Below are 20,854 nucleotides of genomic sequence, written 5' to 3'. Positions count from 1 at the left end.
CCTGATGGTTCAAAAACTGTAAAACTTAAATATTTAATTAAAATAATGCATACATGCAACGTTGGGCTTCAGCTGCTGAAGCCTAATTTAGCTATCGAGTAAAGCTGAAGCATAGCAAATTGAAGGTGAACAATCTTGGAACATTTTTTTGGAGAGGAATGGGAAATTGTACCCGCTGGGGGAGCAACTGGTGAAGCTTATTTCGCTCAGTTTGAACAGCAAAGATTATTTCTGAAAAGAAATTCTTCCCCCTTTCTCGCTGTATTATCTGCAGAGGGTATTGTCCCTAAGCTCGTTTGGACAAAGAGAATGGAAAACGGTGATGTGGTAACAGCCCAGCAATGGCTGAATGGCAGAGAGCTGAAAGCAGTGGACATGAATGATGAGCGAGTGGCAAAGCTGTTGAACAAAATCCATTCCTCTAAGCCGCTGCTTGCTATGCTAATGAGGATCGGAAAACCGCCTTTACAGCCTGAAAGCTTATTAAATATGGTTAATACGCAGTTAGATCCTTCACTTAGGCACCATGATTATGTACAAAAGGGCCTTCAATTTTTGCATACATCCATTGAGCAAATTGATTGTGAAGAGGTAACGGTTTGTCATTGTGATGTCAATCATAACAACTGGCTGCTGACTGAGGACAACCAGTTGTATCTAATTGATTGGGATGGTGCCATGATTGCAGATCCAGCCATTGATCTTGGCATGCTTCTTTACTGGTATATTCCTGAAGACCAGTGGGAAGAATGGGTGCAGCGTTATGGTTTACAATTAACAGATCATTTGCGCCTGCGCATGAAGTGGTATGTCATTGCTCAAACGCTTCATTTTATTCAATGGCATAAAAGTAAAGAACGGTATTCTGAAATGGATAAGTGGATAGAATTCCTTACTGCTGTTTTAGACTAAGAATATTGATTGATTTCAGTTACCCATTGTGAGAGCTCCTGCTGATTGGATTCAATATGCTGATCTAATTCCGGTGCAGCGATCCCATTTTGGCTATAGCGGTAAATTTCTTCTAAAACAGGCTGGATATGGCGATCTGAATTGGTTTGAACCATTAAAGATTTGACTAATCGTTCAAGCTGTTCACATTCTGCAACGGAGCCACAGCAATCATTTTGATGATTGCTTAAAATATCTTTTAATAATGAAAACTGATCCTGCTGGTTTAATGGCATAACAGACATCCTTTCTGCCTAAGAATGAATACATTTGCGAATGGTTTTATTTCTAAGCTCTATAAAGCAGAGAAAAAGGGAATCACAACTAGGTTGTGATTCCCTTCTTTATTTATACGTGGCAGAATCTTGAATACATGCTATAAGGGTTGCGCTTAAAGGTTCTGCATGATATGTTTTGAAGGATATTATTTTTTAGGAGTGTCAGTATGCGACAAAGAAACAAGCCTTGGGCTAAAGATAAATTAAATGAATATCCACAATATGTGATCGCTTCGCCACAAGAACATAAAGGCAATTGGGATACTGTTTTTGATCAGAAGCAGCCTCTGCATATCGAAATTGGTACAGGCAAAGGCAGATTTATAACAGGAATGGCAAAGGCAAATCCCCATATTAATTATATAGGCATAGAACTGGCGGACAGTGTGATTGTATCAGCACTGGACCGCATTATTGAGGAAGAAATTCCGAATGTTAAATTAATGAATGTAAACGCAAATGACCTTGAAGAGTTTTTTGCTAAAGGTGATGTGGACCGCGTATATTTAAACTTCTCAGATCCATGGCCTAAATCACGCCATGCTAAAAGAAGGCTGACTTATAAAAGCTTTTTGCAGATTTATGAAAATATTCTCGTGGATCAGGGAGAAATTCATTTCAAGACAGATAACCAAGGGCTATTTGAGTACTCTTTAACAAGCTTTTCAGAATATGGAATGCTGTTAACTTATGTGAGTCTTGATCTGCATAAAAGCGACTATGAAGGAAATATTATGACAGAATATGAAGAAAAATTTTCGAATAAAGGCAGCAGAATTTATCGCTGTGAGGTTCGCTATCAATAAGCTTATCCTTTTTGGATAAGTTTTTTTGTCCCGGTTATTTTTGGAGATAAATTGACATTGCCTTGAATAAATCATATTTACGGCGAAAATAATGACTTTTAGTACACCTTAATATTAAACGAGTTTTAATTAAAAATTTTTAAATCGATGAAGCTTATAAAATCAGCAAACCGCGGCAAATTCAGCCGCGGCACTCATTATACAAGCTTAAATACTTCTAATATCGTTCCTGTTTTTGCGTCTGCAACGAATTCGTATTGCTCAGTGACATCATCCTGCTGTCTGGAAATACCGCCCTTATATACATCATAATGAAGCAGTCCTTTTTCATAAGGCTCAGCCTTCATATGTATCCACGAACCGCTGATTGGACCTTCTTCTTTAAACAGCCTTTTGGCATGATCCAATACTTTATCAGCAGACTGCAATGATTTTTCAGCCAGCAGTTCTTTCGCTGCATAGCCGCTGACAAGGCCGATTCCTAATCCAAGTAAAAATGATCTCCATTTCATGAAAGCACCTCCAAAGATATTTGCTACATTCATCTTATCAAAAAACGTGAATGATACAAACCTATCAATTGAAAAGGTGGCAAGCATTGTGAAAGTTCTGTAAAATAGGATTTATACATAATGCATTCTTTTGCAAAGTGCAAGATAAAGGAGCTAATAAAAATGAATGAAAAAACATTGCAGCTTTTTAAAACATTAACAGAGCTTCCTGGTGCTCCAGGAAATGAGCATGCAGTTCGAAAATTTATGCGTGAGCAGCTGAGCAAAAATAGTGATGAGATTGTTCAAGATCATTTAGGAAGTATTTTCGGTGTAAAACGCGGGGATGCCAATGGACCAACTGTCATGGTTGCCGGTCATATGGACGAGGTTGGCTTTATGGTCACCTCCATTACTGAAAATGGAATGCTGCGCTTTCAGACATTAGGCGGATGGTGGAGCCAAGTATTGCTGGCGCAAAGAGTACAAATCATTACCGATAACGGTCCAATTATTGGTGTCATTGGCTCTATTCCGCCTCATCTTCTCGATGAAGCAAAACGCAGCAAGCCAATGGATATTAAAAACATGCTGATTGATATCGGTGCGGATGACAAAGCAAATGCCATTGAACTTGGCATTAAGCCAGGACAGCAAATCGTCCCATTATGTGACTTTACTCCAATGGCAAATGAAAAGAAAATTTTAGCCAAAGCATGGGATAACCGCTATGGCTGTGGCTTAGCCGTTGAACTTCTTGAAGAAGTAAAGGATGAAAAGCTTCCGAACATCCTTTATTCAGGAGCAACTGTTCAAGAAGAGGTTGGCTTAAGAGGTGCGCAAACAGCAGCTAATATGATTAAACCAGATATCTTCTTCGCGCTTGATGCAAGTCCAGCCAACGATATGTCAGGGAATAAAAATGAGTTTGGCCAGCTTGGCAAAGGGGCATTGCTTCGAATTCTTGACCGTTCTATGGTTACTCACCGCGGAATGCGTGAATTCATTTTAGACACAGCAGAAACAAACAACATTCCATACCAGTACTTTGTTTCTCAAGGCGGCACAGATGCAGGACGTGTCCACGTTTCGAATGAAGGAATTCCTAGCGGTGTTATTGGAATCTGCTCAAGATACATCCATACACACGCATCCATTGTCCATGTTGATGACTATGCTGCAGCGAAGGAACTGCTTGTAAAGCTAGTGAAAGCAAGTGACCGTGCGACAGTAGACTCTATTCGTCAAAATAGCTAAAGGCAGATGATTGAGGCAGCATAGGCTGCCTCTTTATTTATACATATTAAGTGAGGGTTTGAAGATGAAAAAAATAATGATCGGCAGCAAAAACCCAGCAAAAATTCTAGCGGCTGAAACTGCTTTTCAAGAATACCCGGCAGAGCTTTTTTCCATTGATGCTGCTTCAAATGTTAGCGAACAGCCATTTTCTGATGAAGAAACTATAACCGGGGCGATTAACCGTGCCCGCGATGCAATGCAAAAAGGCAGCGGAGAGATTGGCATTGGGTTAGAGGGCGGAGTTGTTGAAACAGAATATGGTCTTTATCTCTGCAATTGGGGAGCTCTTTATGAAGAAGGCCAGCCCCCGATTATTGCAGGAGGAGCAAGGATTCCACTGCCTGAGGAAATAGCTGTAAAGCTGCTGGCAGGTATGGAACTGGGTCCTGTAATGGATGAGTATGCCCAAAAGGAAAATGTACGGAAAAAAGATGGAGCTATAGGAATCTTTACTTCAGGCCGCATTTCTCGGATTGATATGTTTACACATATTTGCAGCATGCTGCTTGGACAATATGAATACAGAAATCGGGCCGAATAGCTAAAAGAGCAGAAAGAAATCCGCAAGTGAATCTTGCGGATTCTGTTTTAGTTAGAAAATACGTACTGAACTACTTGAAGGGCTTGATCTACACGCTCTACCGTAACATGTGCTTTTTGGGATAATTCCTTAAGCGGATGATGCAATGATTCTGGGCGGATCAGAATGAGCGGCTTTCCAAGTGAAACGGCAGCGCTGGCATCCATAGCCGTATTCCATTGCTTATATTTTTCGCCAAATAAAGCAATTACCAAGTCACTTTTTTGTAATAACAGCTCTGTGCGCAAGTTGTTTATGCTTGATGCGGCTTCATCACGAAGAATGTCATTTGGCTGAGTGCCCAGAATTTCCTCTCCAATATAATCAGAGCGGTCATGGTTTTCCATTGGCCCGTAAAATGTGACAGGAAGCTGTAATGCCTCCGCTTTTTCTTTGATCTCTTTTCTCCAGTCAGAATGAATTTCTCCTGCTAAGTAAATTGAAAGCTTCATGGGATCTACCTCCTTTGTAACATCTTACCACTTTTTCCTTCGGCAGCCGATAAATTCGCTCTTCAATTTTCCTTAAAGGGTTGTCAGACGAATATTGGAAAATGTATGATAGAATAGGACAATTGAAATGTTGACAGGGAGGAAAAAAGTATGAGGAAGATTTCGGTCGTTTCCTTGCTCTTACTTCTCAGTATCTTATTCATAAGCGGCTGTTCCGCTTCTTTAAATGAAGAACAAAGTACGATTACTGAGGCAGTTAAGGACGCCTTTCAAACATCACCAGAAAAAACAAACAATGAAAATAAAGATATTGCATTTTACTTGCCTCAAGGTTATGAAATTGAAGATGAATCTGATAACAATGTCATTTTAAACAATGGAAATAATACGTATATTCTTTTTTACAACCAAAACGAAGCATCTGACAGTAAAGTTGTATATGATTCAACACTTAACCAAGGTGATTATGAAGTAAATGAAACGTTTGAAAAAGAAGACGGGTTTGGATTCTTACTAATTAAAGAAGCTGAAGAGAAACTAAATGAAATGACGGTAGGAATCGGCGGTGTAAAGCTTACTACCCAAGCAAAAACAAGTGAACTGTCGGAAACTGCTTCTTCGATGATGGAAATTGCCCAATCCGTTACAGTGAAATAAAAGATGTTACAAAAACACCCTAATGTCCAGTTAGGGTGTTTTTGTAATGGCGACGCACAAGCAGTTATTGGACTTAATTACCTCTATATCCGCAGTGAGTAAGAATTATATAATCCTCTTAGTGAATAGATGTGAGGAGTTTATAGATGTCAGAGGAAGTAACAAGTTATATTGATCGGCCTCTTCTTTTCCTGTTTGGATTAGGATTTTTATTATTAGGGTCAATACTTCAGTATGTTAATCATAGGTTTTTTGAAAAAGATAAATCTTTCTTTTGGTATATTTTTAATAATTGGGAAATATTATGGTGTTTTATAGTTGGAGGCTTTCTAATCCTTTTAGTATTATTGGATTTTTTAGCTAGTTTATAGCCGTCTGTTTGTTTGTATGGGTGGTGGCTGAGGCGGGGAGTTTAGATTGATAAGAGGAATCGTGTCGCCCGGAGTTGAGTGGAATGGTCGGACTGGGCAGTTGAAGGTGGATATTAAAGCCCGAAGTCGAGCGAAGTGGTCGAGTTGGGTAGTTGAATAGGAGTTTCAACAACCGAAGTTAAGCGGAATGACTGAGTTGGATAGTTAAAATAGAGTTTCAACAACCGAAGTCGACTGGAATGTCCGAGTTGGGTAGTTAAAAAGAAGTTTCAACAACCGAAGTTGAGTGGAATGACTGAGTTGGGTAGTTAAAATAGAGTTTCAACAACCGAAGTCGAGCGGAATGACTCAGTTGGGTAGTTAAAAAGGAGTTTCAACAACTGAAGTCGAGCGGAATGACTCAGTTGGGTAGTTAAAATCTCAATGCTGGATACATTCCTCCGCCGTCCTATAAAAATCTGCTGTACAATCAACCAGGACCAAATGAATAAAAAAAATCCCCCAAAATACGCTATAACTGTATTTTGAGGAATCAATTAAAAATGGCTATATCTTTTTTCTTCGCTTCACATTCATTTTTAGCTTCGGTAATTTAAGTTTTAATCCACGTTTTTTCTTTTCTTTCTTACGGCCCTCTTCCACAGCTGTCTCCTCTAAACTAAATAAACTTACTTCCTGCTGGAGATCGCTGGCGATTTGGCTAAGTTCAACTGCAGCCAGGTTAACTTTTGAAATGGCATCAAGTTGTGTTTCGCTTGAGGCAGCTACTTCTTCAGCTGTTGCCGCTGATGTGTTTGATACTAGGAAAACTCCCTCTATCCGGTTGGTTAAAAGGTTGTTGGAGTTTTGTACTTCCTTAACGGCTGATTCAATCGTCTTGGTTTTTCCGCTTATAGAGTGAACATGCAAAACGATGGATTCAAATGCCGTTTTGGTTGATTGAACTGCTTCTCCTTGCCGTGTCTTATAACCATTAAATTTTTCGGACTCCTGCAGAAGCTGGTCCATTTTTTGATTCATGGAAATAATGAGCTGATGAATCGTTTGTGCCTCTGCTTTAGAGCGTTCAGCCAATTTTTTTACTTCAGCAGCAACCACCGCAAACCCTTTACCTGAATCGCCTGCCCGGGCAGCCTCAATGGCAGCATTCAATGCTAATAGGTTTGTGCTTTCTGCAATGTCCTGTATCGTATCCACAATGGATGTAATATTAGATGTGTGTGCAGATGCTTCGCTCACTTTCTCGATTAAATGATTAGATAAAAGAAGAAATTGATCAGAAACCTCCTGTAAATCTCTTGCTGTATGAAGTCCTTGCTGGCCTTGTTTTTCAGTTAAATCAGCATCTGCTGAAATCTCGGAGCTTAATTTCTCAGTTCGTTTGATCGCGGATGAAACCCGTTCAATTTCTGCTCTGCTGTCCTCCAGCTGCACGGATTGCTCCTCAGAGCCAATTGCAATTTGTTTAATTGCGCTATCAACCTCATTTGCCTGTGCTGTCGTTTCCTCTGAAATGGCTGCTAGATGCTGGGAAGACGCCTGTAGTTGTGTAGAGGATTCAAGGATCTGAAAAAAGGATTTTTGCACCTTTTCTGCCATGCCATTAAAGGTTTGAGCGAGCAGGCTTAATTCATCGCTGCCCTTAAATGGAACCCGATAGGCTAAGTTCCCGTTTCCGATTTTTTCTGCTCCTGCCTTTAAGGAAGAGATAGAACTGGTGATATTGCGCATCAAATAGATCCCAATTAGGCTTAATACAAGAACAAGGACAAAGCTTATTGCGTAAATGATCCAGTTAATCAGTTCATTTTGTTTATTGATGTCATTAACAAGAGTCTGCTGATTGGACAGGACAGCTTGTTCTGCTTCAGTAATCGCTTGTTCAATTGCATTTGCTTGTCCATCGAATTGTGCAATAAATTCACCCGTTTGCTGGTAGGAACTGTGTATGGTGGTTAAGGCATTTTGATAATCTGATAATCTTCTTGTTAAATAATCTTTTGAGCTTGCTTCAATATCCTCATCACGATCAATAATAGATTGCAGATTACTGCCAGTTTCTGAAAATGATTGGAATGAATCTTCCTCTCTTGCAGCTAAATATTGCTTTTCGAACATTCTCATTTGGAGCAGCTGTTCATCAATTTCAGGGTTATTCATAAATTGTGTCAGGGATGTGATTTGTTTGGCATTGCTTTCAATTTGACCTTTTAATCCATGCTGATTATTGTAGCCAATTTGTTCATACATGCCCGATAATTCAGTGAAGAGTTTCATATATGTATCAGATATAAGGGCAACAGAATCGAACTGTTCCTTAATTTCTTTATTATCCTGAAGCTTTCCAAGTCTTTCTGCTTCGGCTTTCACTCGAACGATCGTCTGTGCTACTAAGTCAACACTGCTCTGGTCTGGTGCCCGTAAAAATTGCTGTTCATATTTTCTGGTCATAGCCATATTGTACTTGATTTCCTTACTGCTGCTGACTGTTTCTTGAAGTAATTGTTCCTGATCTCTGCTGCTTTCTTGAACCGTGTTTAAAAGAATGATAAATGCTAATAGAAGAACGAGTCCTCCAATGGTCATATACAGAAGAAAACTTAATTTAGCTCGTATGGTCTTCATCAAATCCCCCCTTAAAATTGTCTAGCTGAAAGAGTTGAATAATCTAAAAATATGAAAAATTTGAATTTTTATTTAATTATAGTGCTTAGATCCTGGGAAAACAATACAATCACACATAAATTATCCTAGATAAATTCTATTTTTCTTCATAATTCGACCAGATTCTCAGAAAAAACTAGGTAAATAATACTGAATGGTGAGTATGATTAGACCTTCAGCTCTTCTGTTTGCATTTTATTGGACTGTTAAGGGGAAGATTGATATGATCCTATTAGGTTTAACGTACAGGAGGAGAATATCGTGAAAAAACTTGAGTCTATGGAACAGTTTGAAGAGTTAAAAGCAGAAGGTAAGCATATTTTTCTATTTTCAGCTGATTGGTGCGGCGATTGCCGATTTATTGATCCATTTATGCCTAAAGTTGAAGAAAAGTATGCTGATTATACATTTGTCTACGTAGATCGTGATCAATTCATTGATTTATGTGTGCAGCTAGATGTTTATGGAATTCCAAGCTTTATTGGTTTTGAGGATGGAAATGAACTTGGCCGATTTGTCAGCAAAGATCGGAAGACTCAAGAGGAAATTGAGAAATTTATTGAGTCTTTAAGTAAATAAGATATTTCACCCTCCACCATGCTATGGATGGAGGTTTTTTTCTAAAGTATAGCTAAATACATACTCCATTAGGAGGGGAAACAGATGAAAATGGATAGCAAGAAAATGAAAAAGGCATTACAGGATCGATTAGAAAAGGACAATCGCGAGTTTAGCTTTGATCGTGAAAAAGATCAGCTGCGTGTTGTCAATAAAGAAACGGGTAAAGGGATTACGATCTCACTGCCGGGTATCATCGCTAAGTGGCAGGAGCAAAAGGAAAAAGCCATTGATGAAGTTGTTTATTATGTGGAAGAGGGACTTGAGGCCATGACAGGAGAGCCGGTTTTATCAGGTCATGAGCGCAATATTTTTCCAGTCATACGCTCTACTTCATTTCCATCAGAATCAAAAGAAGACGTTCCCTTTTTAACAGATGAACATACAGCTGAGACAAGGATTTATTATGCTTTAGACCTGGGTAACACATATCGGCTGATTGATGAAGAGCTGCTGTTAAAAGAAGGCTGGGATCGGGGAAGAATAAAGGAAACTGCTCTATTCAATGTCCGGTCACTTTCAGTAAATGCTAAAAAGGATCAAGTGGCAGGAAATGATTTTTATTTCCTAAATAGCAATGATGGATATGACGCCAGCAGGATTTTAAATGAATCGTTTCTGCGAGAAATGGAAGAGAAGGTCGAGGGGAAAATGGCTATTGCTGTTCCCCATCAGGATGTCCTAATCATTTGTGATATTAAAAATGATACAGGCTATGATGTCCTTGCACAGATGACTATGAGCTTCTTTGCGAGCGGCCGTGTACCAATCACCGCCCTATCATTTTTATATGAAGATGGTGAGCTTGAACCGATTTTTATTTTAGGAAAAAATCGGGCAAAAAAATAAAAGAGTTTCTTGGCTGTCCTCATTCTGATGACAGCCTATATTTTTGGCATTATTTGTCTGTGTTAGAAGATATAAATTAGACTTTTTGCATATCGGTAGACCTCATAAAGACCCAATATCTATTTTTATCCCCACATCCTCCAAAATACTGCTAAAATAAGAAGGATAGACTTGCAGAAAGAGATGGTTACATATGAGTTGGTTTAAAAAGATATTTGGATTTTTTCAAGAAGAGGAAGATGTTGATCAAAAACAGATTGAGCCTGAAAAGGTCACATATATGGAACAGAAAAAGGATCATGGGAAAAATGTAGATGCTAAGGTTTTATATCAGTATCCTAAAGGGAAATTCAGGTTTCCGCTTATTCCAGATGAAGAGGTAAAACAGCAGGCGGAAAAAAGACAGACACACAAAACTGCTCCAGAGAAAAAAACAGACGATACCGATAGAGCATACCGTAAACCGCCTGTTCAGAAAGAGAGCGTCAAACCAGAACGGAATGCTGCCGCTAAAATGACGAGGCCATTTCATCCGACAGAGATTCCTTCGCCAATCTATGGGTTCGCTAAACGTCCGGTAAAAGAGCAAATAGAGTTCGAACTTAATAGCGATGCTGAAATTAATATGGATAAAAAAGATATAACAACACACTCAGATGAGCAAAAAGTTAATGAATTTGAACACCAAGCTCAGCAGGAGGAGCACATAGAAAGTGCTCTCACCGTTATTCAAAGTGTGAAACGAAATGAAGAGCCTGCTAAAGTCTATTATGATGAAAAAAATACAGCAGATGAAGAGACGGATCTACACATTCTAGAAGAACATAGAGCAGAGATAGAACCTGTAGCGGATGTGCCTATAAGCTCAGAGGCTCTTTCAAATACCCATTCAATGCTCATTGATGAAAAAATAGACGAGCCAGATGAGATCGAAGTGAAGAAGCAGCCTTTTTCCGAGGAATTTGTTTTAGAAGAGGCGGCACATAAGGAAAAACAAGAAAATACAGAAGCCCCTCACCTCACAGAAAGCGATCATGAAGAAGAATTGCTAAATGAGGAACCCGAGCAAAAACCAAGAAGTTCCCGCAGCCATATTCCGTTTAATGTCATCATGCTGAATAAGGATCGGCAAAAAATGAAGGCTGCTCAGTCTGCTGTTCCATTTAGAGGGAATACTGAGCCAAAGATCCAGGAAGAAAAAGAGAGGATCTCTGCTAATCAGCAGGAGCAAAAGATTGTCCAAAACGCTGTAAATGCAGCACCGCAAACTGCGCAAACGATTGATAATCCGTCTAAACCGATAATGGAACAGCTGGATGATGCCGAAGAATTGCCTTATTATGCTTTTCCATCCAAGGATGTGCTTCTCCCGGGTGTAGCTCCTGAAGAATCATCAGAATGGCTTTTTGAACAGGAAGAGCTTTTGAATTCAACACTTTCTAACTTTAATGTGCGTGCACATGTTGTAAATGTGACTCAAGGGCCGTCCGTTACTCGTTTTGAGGTACAGCCTGAGCCTGGAGTCAAAGTAAATAAAATTACGAATCTGTCAGATGATATTAAATTAAGTCTTGCAGCAAGGGATATTCGGATAGAAGCGCCAATTCCAGGAAAACACACGATTGGCATCGAAGTTCCGAATCATTCCAGCCGGCCTGTTTTTATCAGTGAAATTATTAATAGTGCAGCTTTTCAAGAGGCCAAGTCACCGCTGACAGCAGTCTTAGGTCTCGATATTGCCGGAAATCCGATCGTAACGGATCTGCGGAAAATGCCGCATGGATTGATAGCTGGTGCGACAGGCTCTGGGAAGAGTGTTTGTATAAATACAATTTTGATCAGCCTTTTATATAAGTCGACTCCAGATGAGTTAAAATTACTGCTTATAGATCCAAAAATGGTTGAGCTTGCTCCCTATAATCGAATACCGCATCTTGTCAGCCCAGTCATTACAGATGTGAAGGCTGCCACTGCTGCCTTAAAGTGGGCTGTGGAAGAAATGGAACGCCGCTATGAACTTTTTGCTCACACTGGTGTTCGTGATATCACTCGATTTAATGAGCTTGCAGAGCAGGCCAAACAATATAAGGATAAGCTCCCTTATATTGTGATTGTGATTGATGAGCTTGCGGATTTAATGATGATGTCTCCTGCTGATGTGGAAGAAGCCATCTGCCGGATTGCGCAAAAAGCAAGAGCATGCGGAATTCATTTAATTATTGCCACACAGCGACCATCTGTGGATGTTATAACAGGATTGATTAAGGCGAATGTCCCTACAAGAGTTGCTTTTTCTGTTTCTTCTCAAGTGGATTCCCGCACGATTATTGATATTAGCGGAGCGGAGAAACTGCTTGGGCGAGGAGATATGCTATTTTTAGAAAATGGCTCTTCAAAGCCTGTCAGACTGCAGGGAACCTTTGTATCGGATCAGGAAATCGACGAGGTTGTGGCTCATGTAAGAAAAGAAAGAGAGCCGGATTACTTGTTCGAACAGGAAGAATTGCTGAAAAAAGCAGAAGCTGTTGAGGAAGAGGATGAGCTTTTCTTTGACGCATGTGAATTTATAGTTGCCCAGGGGTCTGCATCTACTTCAAGTCTGCAGAGGAGATTTAAAATCGGCTACAGCAGGGCAGCCCGATTAATCGACATGATGGAGCAATTAGGATATATTACAGAGAACCGTGGCAGTAAGCCAAGAGATGTTCTGATCAGTGCAGCTGATCTTGAAAGTATTTTAGAGGCTAGTACAATAAATTAATACGTGGTATTCTTTATTTGCATTAGAAAACAATATAAATATAACATTTTAGGTGGAATTGACTTAAGGAGCTTTAACAATGAAAGAAATTGAATTGAAGTTGCAAGGCAAGATCAACCGTTTAACAAATAAAACGTTTAAGTTCGATGAGCGTGTCAGGGATGGCTGGTTTTCTGCTGTTTACTTTTTAAAGACAAAGCAAATTGTAGAGAAATATCACTATGAAAAAATTGTAACGATGCAATTTTTTCAAAAAAACCATGCGGTTCTTTGCGGTACAGATGAGGTTATCTCACTAATTAAAACATTTGCGGATAATCCTGAAGAACTGGAAATATATTCATTAAAAGATGGAGATAAGATCTCTCCATTTGAAACGGTGTTAACAATTAAAGGAAATTATAAAACCTTTGGATATCTTGAAGGTCTGATTGATGGGATTTTAGCACGCCGTACTTCTGTTGCTACAAATGTGTACAATGTAGTCAAAGCTGCCGGAGCATCCGGTAAACAGAAGGAAGTTATTTTTATGGGAGACCGTGATGATCATTTCATGACCCAAGCAGGCGATGGCTATGCCGCTCATATTGGCGGTGCAAGCGCAAAAGCAACGCATGCGATGAATGAATGGTGGGGCAAGCAGGGAATGGGCACAATGCCTCATGCTTTAATCCAGTTGTTTGAAGGAGACCTGGTTGCTGCTACAAGAGCATATAAAGAGACTTTTCCTAATGATGATCTTATCGCATTGGTTGATTATAATAACGATGCAGTTGCTGATTCGTTAAAAGTAGCACGGGAGTTTGGAAAGGATTTAAAAGGAGTTCGCGTTGATACTTCCCGCACGATGATTGATCAATATTTCCTGAGAAATCAGCACTTACTTGGAACGTTCGATCCAAGAGGTGTTAATGCCGAATTGATCTTTGCCTTAAGAAAGGCATTGGATGATGAGGGCTTTCAGCATGTGAAAATTGTCGTTAGCGGCGGCTTTAACGAAGACCGTATTTTAGAGTTTGAAAAGCAACGGGTTCCTGTTGATACATATGGTGTCGGTAGCAGCTTATTAAAGGTGAACATTGGTTTTACCGGCGACAATGTCATGATTGATGGGAAGCATGTGGCAAAAGCCGGACGGCGATATCGCCCGAACCCTCGTTTAGAGAAGGAAATATAGGGCATAGTTTTTCAAATCAACTAATGATATAATGAATGAATGCATTTTCATGTTACTATGTTCACGGATAAGAATAGAGGGTAGACAAAGACTTCCCTCTATTCTGATAAATGTACTGACAATTTACTTTAATGCTGTAATGTTCTTAAAAGTTTAAGCCATGTCCTTTAAAGGATATGAGCAAATCTAGATATATGTCATATACTGTGTTACAGATATACGATGGTTGGAGGTTCTTTATATGACTATTTACCATTTCGTAGGGATTAAAGGATCTGGAATGAGCGCACTTGCACAAGTGCTTCATGATATGAATTTACAGGTCCAAGGCTCCGATTATGAAAAACGTTTTTTTACTCAAGCAGCACTAGAGGAAGCTGGAATTAAAATTCTTCCTTTTCAAAAAGAAAATATTGAACCAGGCATGACTGTAATTGCAGGAAATGCTTTTCCTGATACACATGAAGAAATTCAAGAAGCGATGAAGCTGGGCTTGCCGATTGTTCGGTACCACCGTTTTCTTGGCGATTTTCTCCAAAACTTTACAAGCATTGCAGTGACAGGGGCGCACGGCAAAACCTCCACTACAGGCTTGCTTTCGCATGTCCTGCAGGGGGCGAAACCAACTTCTTATTTAATTGGAGATGGAACAGGAAGAGGGAAGGAAGAAGCTGAATATTTTGCGTTTGAAGCCTGCGAATATAGACGCCATTTCCTTTCGTATTCTCCTGACTATGCGATCATGACAAATATTGACTTTGATCACCCTGATTACTTTGCCAATATTGATGATGTATTTTCAGCTTTTCAGGAAATGGCCTGGCAGGTGAAAAAAGGGATATTTGCATATGGTGATGATGAGCAGCTGCAAAAAATTCAAGCGAAAGTTCCAGTTTTATTTTACGGTTTTGGTGAGGACAATGATTTCCAAGCCAGGAATATTGTAAAATCTACTGAAGGAACAACATTTGATGTATTTGTCAGAAATACTTTCTATCATACTTTTTCTATAAATGCATATGGAGATCATAATGTATTGAATTCACTTGGTGTGATTGCTGTCTGTCATTATGAGGAAATTGATGCAGATATTATCCAGGAGCAGCTTTCATCTTTTGGTGGAGTAAAGAGAAGGTTTTCTGAAAAACAGATTGGGTCTCAAGTCATTATTGATGATTATGCACACCATCCAACAGAAATAAAAGTAACGGTAGAGGCTGCTAGACAAAAATTCCCTGAAAAGGAAATTGTTGCTGTTTTTCAGCCGCATACGTTTACTAGAACGCAAACATTTTTATCTGAGTTTGCTGAGAGTTTAAATACAGCAGATAAAGTATATTTATGTGAAATATTCGGTTCTGCACGTGAAAATCATGGAAAGCTTTCCATTGAAGATCTTCAGGAGAAGATTTCCGGCGCAGAAATTTTAACTGAAGAAGATACAGCTGTTCTTAAGAAACATGAAGATAGTGTCATCATATTCATGGGAGCAGGAGATATTCAAAAATTCCAGGCTGCCTATGAGAAACAGTTATTAATGACCTAATATTATTTAAGGTAAATACAATGAAAAAAGGATGCTGGCCCAATGGCCGCATCCTTTTTTTCATTTTAAGGAAGGATTATTAGCACTATGCTTTTGATCGATCATAGAAATGAATGTTCTTATTTTAAGTTTTCAGGGTTCAAAGATTCTAATTCAGGGATTACAAAACGGCCGTCTTTTCGGATGAGAACATCGTCAAAGTAAATCTCTCCTCCGCCGTAGTCTGGGCGCTGAATGTTTACCATATCCCAGTGAATGTTTGAATTGTTGCCGTTCGAAGCTTCGTCATAGCATTGGCCTGGCGTAAAGTGGAAGCTTCCGTCAATTTTTTCATCAAATAAGATATCCTGCATTGGATGAAGAATATATGGATTTACACCTATGGCAAATTCGCCAATGAAGCGGGCTCCTTCATCTGTATCAAAGATTTTATTAATGCGTTCCGTATCGTTTGCTTCCGCTTCTATAATTTTACCGTCCTTAAATGTAAGCTTTACATTTTCAAAAGTGAAGCCTTGATATGGAGAAGGAGTGTTGTAAGTAAGAACACCATTAACAGAATTGCGTACTGGCGCAGTGTAAACTTCTCCATCCGGAATATTCATTTGACCAGAGCACTTAATGGAAGGAATGTCTTTAATGGAGAAAGATAAATCAGTACCAGGACCGGTAATACGTACTTTATCGGTACGGTCCATTAAGGAAACAAGCTGATCCATCGCTTTATCCATTTTTCCATAATCTAAATTACAGACATTGAAGTAAAAATCTTCAAAACCTTCAGTGCTCATTTTCGCTAATTGTGCCATAGAAGCGTTTGGATAGCGGAGTACCACCCATTTAGTTTTTGGAACCCGGATTTCTCTATGTACCATCTTGCCGATTGTAGCACCATGAATCTTCATTTTATCGTCTGGCACATCTGCATGTTCATTAATGTTGTCACCGGAACGAAGTCCGATATAAGCGTCCATGTTTTTCATAACATTTGCTTCAAACTCAGCTGCAAGCTTAAATTGATCTTCTTGTGCACCTAACAATAATGCACGATCTACTTGATGATCCTTGATGGAGACAAAGGGCTGTCCTCCTGCAGCATATGCTTCTCTTACTAGGGCAGTTACAAGCTCTTTTTGTAAGCCGAAGTTTTCAATCAGTACCTTTTCACCCTTTTGCAGGCGCACTGAATAATTGATTAAGTTTTTTGCGAGTTGATCAATTCGTGAGTCTCTCATTTTTTTACCCCCATTAATAAATATACTTGCAATTATTATTGTAACCGAAATAATTCAATTTGTTTATTATTATAAAATTTTCAGCAGATTATGGTAAGATTTAATCAATAGGCTGGTTTATAGTACAAGGCAATGGGTAAATGATAATAACAGCTTGATAAACAGATTCTTCTTGAAAGAAAGACGGAGGTGCACAATGGAAATTATTTTATATGTAAGTGTAGCGGTTATTGCAGTCGCATTTTTAGTGTTGGTTGTATATTTATCAAAAACATTAAAATCCTTGCAGGGGACACTGGAAAGTGTTTCACATACGCTGAATGGGTTGGAGAAACAATTAGATGGAGTCACGAAAGAAACAACAGTGCTTCTACATAAAACCAATTCACTTGCAAGTGATATCCAGCAGAAATCTGAAAGCTTAAATAGTGTCGTATATGCAGTGAAAGAAGTCGGAGATTCAGTTCGACGTTTTAACGGATCTGTCCAGAAAATAACATCTACTGTAAATGATCAACTTGAGCAAAATAAGGACAAGATATCACAAGTTGTTCAGTGGAGCAATGTGCTTCTTGAGATAAAGAATAAGTGGAGAATGAGAAAACCTGATCCATATCAATATGAAATGCAAGAAGATGTTTTGCCGGACAAAAGAGAGAAGGTACGAGTACGAAACTAAATTTGCGGAGGGATGAAAATGAGTAAACAAGATCGCAATCAATTTGATGCGGGTACGGATATGAAAGAAGACAACATGAACACAAAGGATTTTATGATTGGAGCCTTAATCGGAGGAATCATTGGTGCAGGGGCTGCGCTATTGCTTGCACCAAAACCAGGTAAAGAATTGATTCACGATATTAGCGAACAAGCTTCTGTTATAAAGGAAAAAACAAGCAAAATACGCGATACAGCTATGGAAAAAGGAACAGAATTAGCTGGTGCAGCTAAAGAAAAAACGAATGCAGTTTCTTCTTCTGTTTCAAAGCAATCTTCGGAATTAGTTAACAAAGTGAAAGGTTTAACGGCGAAAAATAATCAGGATACTCAATCGGAAGAGACTTCTGAATTACATGCTGTTAAAACTGATAATGAAGTATTTCCTGAGGGGAATTCTCCAGTAAATGATGCGGAAATACAGCTTAAACTTGATGAAACAAAACAAGCTTTTGACGAGACTGAGCTAAAGTATAATCGATAAAACTCGATATTTGTCTTATAAACGGTGAAGTGGTAAGATTACTTCACCGTTTATTATCCTATTTGGAGGTTATTTTAGAATGGAAAGACTAACTAATGTAGAAGCATTTAATGAAGTGATTAAAGCTGGGGGCACTTTTATGCTTTTAAAGCATAGTTCAACCTGTCCAATCAGCCAAGCAGCTTATGAAGAATATGAAAGCTTTTCTGGAGAGCAGCAGGATCTGAAGACATATATATTAATTGTTCAAGATGATCGTCCGTTATCAGATCATATTGCCGAGGAATTTCATATTAAGCATGAATCACCACAATCTATTTTGTTTAAAAATGGAGATGTTGTTTGGCATGCTTCTCATTGGAAAATTACGACTGATTCTTTAGGCAAGGCAATTGAAGAGAATAATTAATATAAGAACGGTTCTGGACTATCCAGAACCGTTTTTTATATACCGTAATTAAAAGGTACTTCTTTGTAAATTTCTGTTCCTTTAACGGCTTTTACATACAAGGCAACGGCAGGAAGGGAGTACAATAAAGTGAATATTAAACCTTTGCCAAATAGCCTTATTTAGAGTGAAGTTTTATTCACATATGTCTGCATCTGTTTAATTGGCCAAACAATTTCCAGCTGATCGCCTGCATTTAACTCATCATAAAATGTTGCGTTTTCTCCATTTTTTAAAAGAAGGAAATTTCCTTTTGCATTTTGCGGCATGGAAATTTCTACTGCTTTAAAAATATCCTGAAAAATGAAAGGCTCTCGTTTAATCTGAATGTATTCTAATTCATCACCGTCAGAGATAATATCCTCTAATGCCAATTCTTCTCCATTTCTTTTAAAAAGGGCAAATGGTTTTTTTAATTGTATTTCTTTATTATTAAAGGTCACTGGCAAAGTGAATTCCAAGGCCATTTGTTTAAGCAGCATTAAATCTTTCAATGTTGGCTCGCTTCTTTTTGTAATAGTGATTTTATCAAAATGATCAATGCCATTATGCACTTTTGCCTGTGAACCATTGCGCAGAAGAGCTCCAGAGAATGACGGAATTATCGTATCTTTTCCATTTATTTTTAATTTGAAGGGCTTTAGTCTGTCCAGTAAATATTCCAGATGCAGTGCTGTGAGCATCTCAGAAATCGTTTCAGGCACGGTACATTCAATCATGTCATGGTCTAAGACATGCTCTTCAATATTTGCTGCTTTGCCGTTGCGTTTGATCATTGCATCAAGAATATATTCCTTGTCGTTCACAGAAATTGTTTTATTTGGAAGCTCATCGATTAAATCCCGAATTAAAACTTCAGCTCTCAAGCCGTCTTGCCCCTTTTTGACAGTAATTTCATCACCGCTTAGGACTTTGTCATCTAATCCGCAGATGTCTCCATTTTTCATTAATAAAGGTGCATCTCCATGAGATCCGGGGATGGTGATCTGATGGCCATTTAAAGATACAATCATGGCTAAACCGGGTTTTCCATATAATTTATTCATTTTTATACCGGCAGCAAGCAAGCAGTCACCAACCGTTAATTTGGTCACCTCAAATAACCGTACTGGCTGTTCATTTACATGAACGGTCTTATATTGTACGGGCGCTTTATGAGCCGCTATGGCAATGCCGATAGGAGTCACTAGTTCTGGTCCGCGTGAGATATGCTCTGAAAGTGTTAAAGCATGAATGGCATCAATGCCGCGAATCGCAACCCTATTGGCAGGCAGCTGCAATTTTTCAGCAATTCGCTCTGCTAATGCAGGCGTCTGGCTGCCTCCTCCAACAAGCATAACGGCTTTAGGCTGCTTGTGATTATTTAACGTTAGGATTTCATCACATATGGATTCTGTTAAACGGTTAATGGCAGGTGAAATCTGTTCAATAATTTCACTTTTTGTTACCTCAGCCTCAAAGCCAAGGATATCTTCAACCATTATGGAATCCTGTGTCAGCAGTTCACGCTTTGCCTGTTCTGCACGCGGAAAATCAAGCAGAAGCTGATCACTAATCGCTTCAGTAATTTCGTCTCCCGCAACTGGAACCATTCCATAAGCGACAACTGTCCCTAAGTCCGTTATCGCAATATCGGAAGTACCGGCGCCAATATCAACAAGCGCGACATTTAGTCTGCGCATTGATTGAGGAATGAGAACATTGATCGCTGCGATAGGCTCAAGCGTGAGTGCTTCCATCTCTAAATCAGAACGATGCAAAGCTGAAATAAGTGATTCAACCACAACCTTTGGCAGAAAAGTGGCAATAATTTCAACAGATGCTTCATTCCCCTGCTGATCAATTAGATTACCAATCTCTTCTCCATCGAGCTTATAATAAAGAATTGAATAGCCGACACAATAGTACATAGCACTCTTTTGAGTTTCTTGATCCTCTGCGACAAGAGCCTGTGCCTGCTGAACGGCACTTAATTCGAGATGTAAAATGTCCTGTTTATTCATCATGGGCTTGCCTTGTATTCCAATCGAAGAGACTGCGCGTTTCGTTTTTAATGAACGTCCAGCTGCAGCCACACTGACTTTTTTTAGTGGCCCGTGTTTTTTCTCCAGCTGCTCCTTAATCTGAATGATGATTTTTGAGACAGCTAACACATCGTGAATTTGCCCATCGAGCATGGCACGTTCCGTATGTTCTTGAATAAGTATATCTATAACATGAAATTGATCTTCCTGCTGTTCAAGGATAATTCCTACAATTGACCGGGTACCGATATCCAGAGCGAACAATTTTTTGGTTTCTTCCAAGGCGTACACCCTCTTTTGACGATTACTTTTACTTTACCGCTTAAAAGCGTTTAATTAATAAAGATAAATATAGTGACATGTTAGAATATTTCCGATATAATAACCCTAATTATAAAAAATGTATCACAAAATGACCGGTCAATAAAGAATAATAAGATGATGCT

The 20,854-nt window shown here is 39.0% G+C and carries 20 protein-coding genes; 14 read left to right on the top strand and 6 right to left on the bottom strand.

Features of this window, described 5'->3' with window-relative positions:
- The first annotated feature begins 135 nt into the window (after positions 1-135).
- The gene (locus F7732_RS09725) at positions 136-912 is read left to right on the top strand and encodes a phosphotransferase family protein (protein ID WP_151573650.1); all 777 of its coding nucleotides are present in this window, start codon (positions 136-138) and stop codon (positions 910-912) included.
- Here the strand turns inward: F7732_RS09725 and F7732_RS09720 are convergent.
- Complete coding sequence (locus F7732_RS09720; protein WP_151573649.1) at positions 909-1,187, bottom strand: YtzH-like family protein; 279 nt, start codon at positions 1,185-1,187, stop codon at positions 909-911. The two genes, F7732_RS09725 and F7732_RS09720, sit on opposite strands and share 4 nt — an antisense overlap.
- A gap of 209 nt (positions 1,188-1,396) precedes the next feature.
- Here F7732_RS09720 and trmB point away from each other — a divergent pair, with 209 nt between their 5' ends.
- Positions 1,397-2,035 (top strand): tRNA (guanosine(46)-N7)-methyltransferase TrmB, encoded by a 639-nt coding sequence (gene trmB, locus F7732_RS09715; RefSeq protein ID WP_151573648.1) that lies wholly within the window; start codon positions 1,397-1,399, stop codon positions 2,033-2,035.
- A gap of 197 nt (positions 2,036-2,232) precedes the next feature.
- Here the strand turns inward: trmB and F7732_RS09710 are convergent, their stop codons facing one another.
- On the bottom strand, positions 2,233-2,547 hold the full coding sequence (locus tag F7732_RS09710; RefSeq protein WP_151573647.1) for a PepSY domain-containing protein: 315 nt from the start codon (positions 2,545-2,547) through the stop codon (positions 2,233-2,235).
- 162 nt (positions 2,548-2,709) lie between these two features.
- Between F7732_RS09710 and F7732_RS09705 the strand changes: the two genes are divergently transcribed.
- Positions 2,710-3,783, top strand: a complete 1,074-nt coding sequence (locus tag F7732_RS09705; protein WP_066442964.1) for a M42 family metallopeptidase — start codon at positions 2,710-2,712, stop codon at positions 3,781-3,783.
- Positions 3,784-3,847: 64 nt separating this feature from the next.
- Positions 3,848-4,366, top strand: coding sequence for a DUF84 family protein (locus F7732_RS09700; protein ID WP_151573646.1), 519 nt, complete (start codon positions 3,848-3,850; stop codon positions 4,364-4,366).
- A 47-nt stretch (positions 4,367-4,413) separates the two neighbouring features.
- On the opposite strand, the gene F7732_RS09695 is transcribed toward F7732_RS09700, so the two are convergent.
- Positions 4,414-4,857 carry a YtoQ family protein gene (locus F7732_RS09695; protein WP_151573645.1) on the bottom strand — a complete coding sequence of 148 codons (444 nt, stop codon included), beginning with the start codon at positions 4,855-4,857 and terminating at the stop codon, positions 4,414-4,416.
- A 150-nt stretch (positions 4,858-5,007) separates the two neighbouring features.
- Here F7732_RS09695 and F7732_RS09690 point away from each other — a divergent pair, with 150 nt between their 5' ends.
- Together F7732_RS09690 and F7732_RS09685 are read left to right on the top strand one after the other, a co-directional pair.
- Positions 5,008-5,514 carry a hypothetical protein gene (locus F7732_RS09690; RefSeq protein WP_151573644.1) on the top strand — a complete coding sequence of 169 codons (507 nt, stop codon included), beginning with the start codon at positions 5,008-5,010 and terminating at the stop codon, positions 5,512-5,514.
- A gap of 146 nt (positions 5,515-5,660) precedes the next feature.
- Positions 5,661-5,885: a hypothetical protein gene (locus tag F7732_RS09685; RefSeq protein WP_151573643.1), complete on the top strand. Its 225-nt coding sequence runs from the start codon at positions 5,661-5,663 to the stop codon at positions 5,883-5,885.
- 546 nt (positions 5,886-6,431) lie between these two features.
- Here F7732_RS09685 and F7732_RS23415 read toward each other — a convergent pair.
- On the bottom strand, positions 6,432-7,616 hold the full coding sequence (locus F7732_RS23415; protein WP_420837682.1) for a methyl-accepting chemotaxis protein: 1,185 nt from the start codon (positions 7,614-7,616) through the stop codon (positions 6,432-6,434).
- A 1,194-nt stretch (positions 7,617-8,810) separates the two neighbouring features.
- Between F7732_RS23415 and F7732_RS09675 the strand changes: the two genes are divergently transcribed.
- The 5 genes from F7732_RS09675 to murC all read left to right on the top strand — a co-directional run bounded on the left by F7732_RS09675 (position 8,811) and on the right by murC (position 15,500).
- Entirely contained in the window at positions 8,811-9,128 is a 318-nt protein-coding gene (locus tag F7732_RS09675; protein ID WP_151573641.1) for a thioredoxin family protein, read from the top strand.
- 84 nt (positions 9,129-9,212) lie between these two features.
- A complete protein-coding gene (locus F7732_RS09670; protein WP_151573640.1) occupies positions 9,213-10,016 on the top strand; it encodes a DUF1444 domain-containing protein in 804 nt (267 codons plus the stop codon).
- A gap of 193 nt (positions 10,017-10,209) precedes the next feature.
- Positions 10,210-12,777: a DNA translocase FtsK gene (locus F7732_RS09665; protein ID WP_151573639.1), complete on the top strand. Its 2,568-nt coding sequence runs from the start codon at positions 10,210-10,212 to the stop codon at positions 12,775-12,777.
- Positions 12,778-12,856: 79 nt separating this feature from the next.
- Entirely contained in the window at positions 12,857-13,954 is a 1,098-nt protein-coding gene (locus F7732_RS09660) for a nicotinate phosphoribosyltransferase (RefSeq protein ID WP_151573638.1), read from the top strand.
- Between the two features lie 241 nt (positions 13,955-14,195).
- On the top strand, positions 14,196-15,500 hold the full coding sequence (gene murC / locus F7732_RS09655; RefSeq protein WP_151573637.1) for a UDP-N-acetylmuramate--L-alanine ligase: 1,305 nt from the start codon (positions 14,196-14,198) through the stop codon (positions 15,498-15,500).
- A gap of 119 nt (positions 15,501-15,619) precedes the next feature.
- Here murC and F7732_RS09650 read toward each other — a convergent pair whose 3' ends face one another.
- The gene (locus F7732_RS09650; protein WP_151573636.1) at positions 15,620-16,735 is read right to left on the bottom strand and encodes an aminopeptidase; all 1,116 of its coding nucleotides are present in this window, start codon (positions 16,733-16,735) and stop codon (positions 15,620-15,622) included.
- A 196-nt stretch (positions 16,736-16,931) separates the two neighbouring features.
- On the opposite strand from F7732_RS09650, the gene F7732_RS09645 reads away from it, so the two are divergent.
- The 3 genes from F7732_RS09645 (at position 16,932) to ytxJ (ending at position 18,345) form a co-directional block, all read left to right on the top strand.
- Complete coding sequence (locus F7732_RS09645; protein WP_151573635.1) at positions 16,932-17,414, top strand: DUF948 domain-containing protein; 483 nt, start codon at positions 16,932-16,934, stop codon at positions 17,412-17,414.
- Between the two features lie 18 nt (positions 17,415-17,432).
- Positions 17,433-17,936, top strand: a complete 504-nt coding sequence (locus tag F7732_RS09640) for a YtxH domain-containing protein (protein ID WP_151573634.1) — start codon at positions 17,433-17,435, stop codon at positions 17,934-17,936.
- Positions 17,937-18,015: 79 nt separating this feature from the next.
- Positions 18,016-18,345: a bacillithiol system redox-active protein YtxJ gene (gene ytxJ, locus F7732_RS09635; protein WP_151573633.1), complete on the top strand. Its 330-nt coding sequence runs from the start codon at positions 18,016-18,018 to the stop codon at positions 18,343-18,345.
- Positions 18,346-18,506: 161 nt separating this feature from the next.
- Here the strand turns inward: ytxJ and F7732_RS09630 are convergent, their stop codons facing one another.
- A complete protein-coding gene (locus tag F7732_RS09630) occupies positions 18,507-20,690 on the bottom strand; it encodes a cell division protein FtsA (RefSeq protein WP_151573632.1) in 2,184 nt (727 codons plus the stop codon).
- Positions 20,691-20,854 lie beyond the last annotated feature (164 nt).

Source organism: Bacillus mesophilum (assembly GCF_008923265.1).
GTDB lineage: Bacteria > Bacillota > Bacilli > Bacillales > Cytobacillaceae > Cytobacillus > Cytobacillus mesophilum.
This window is presented reverse-complemented; position numbering and strand designations above follow the sequence as displayed.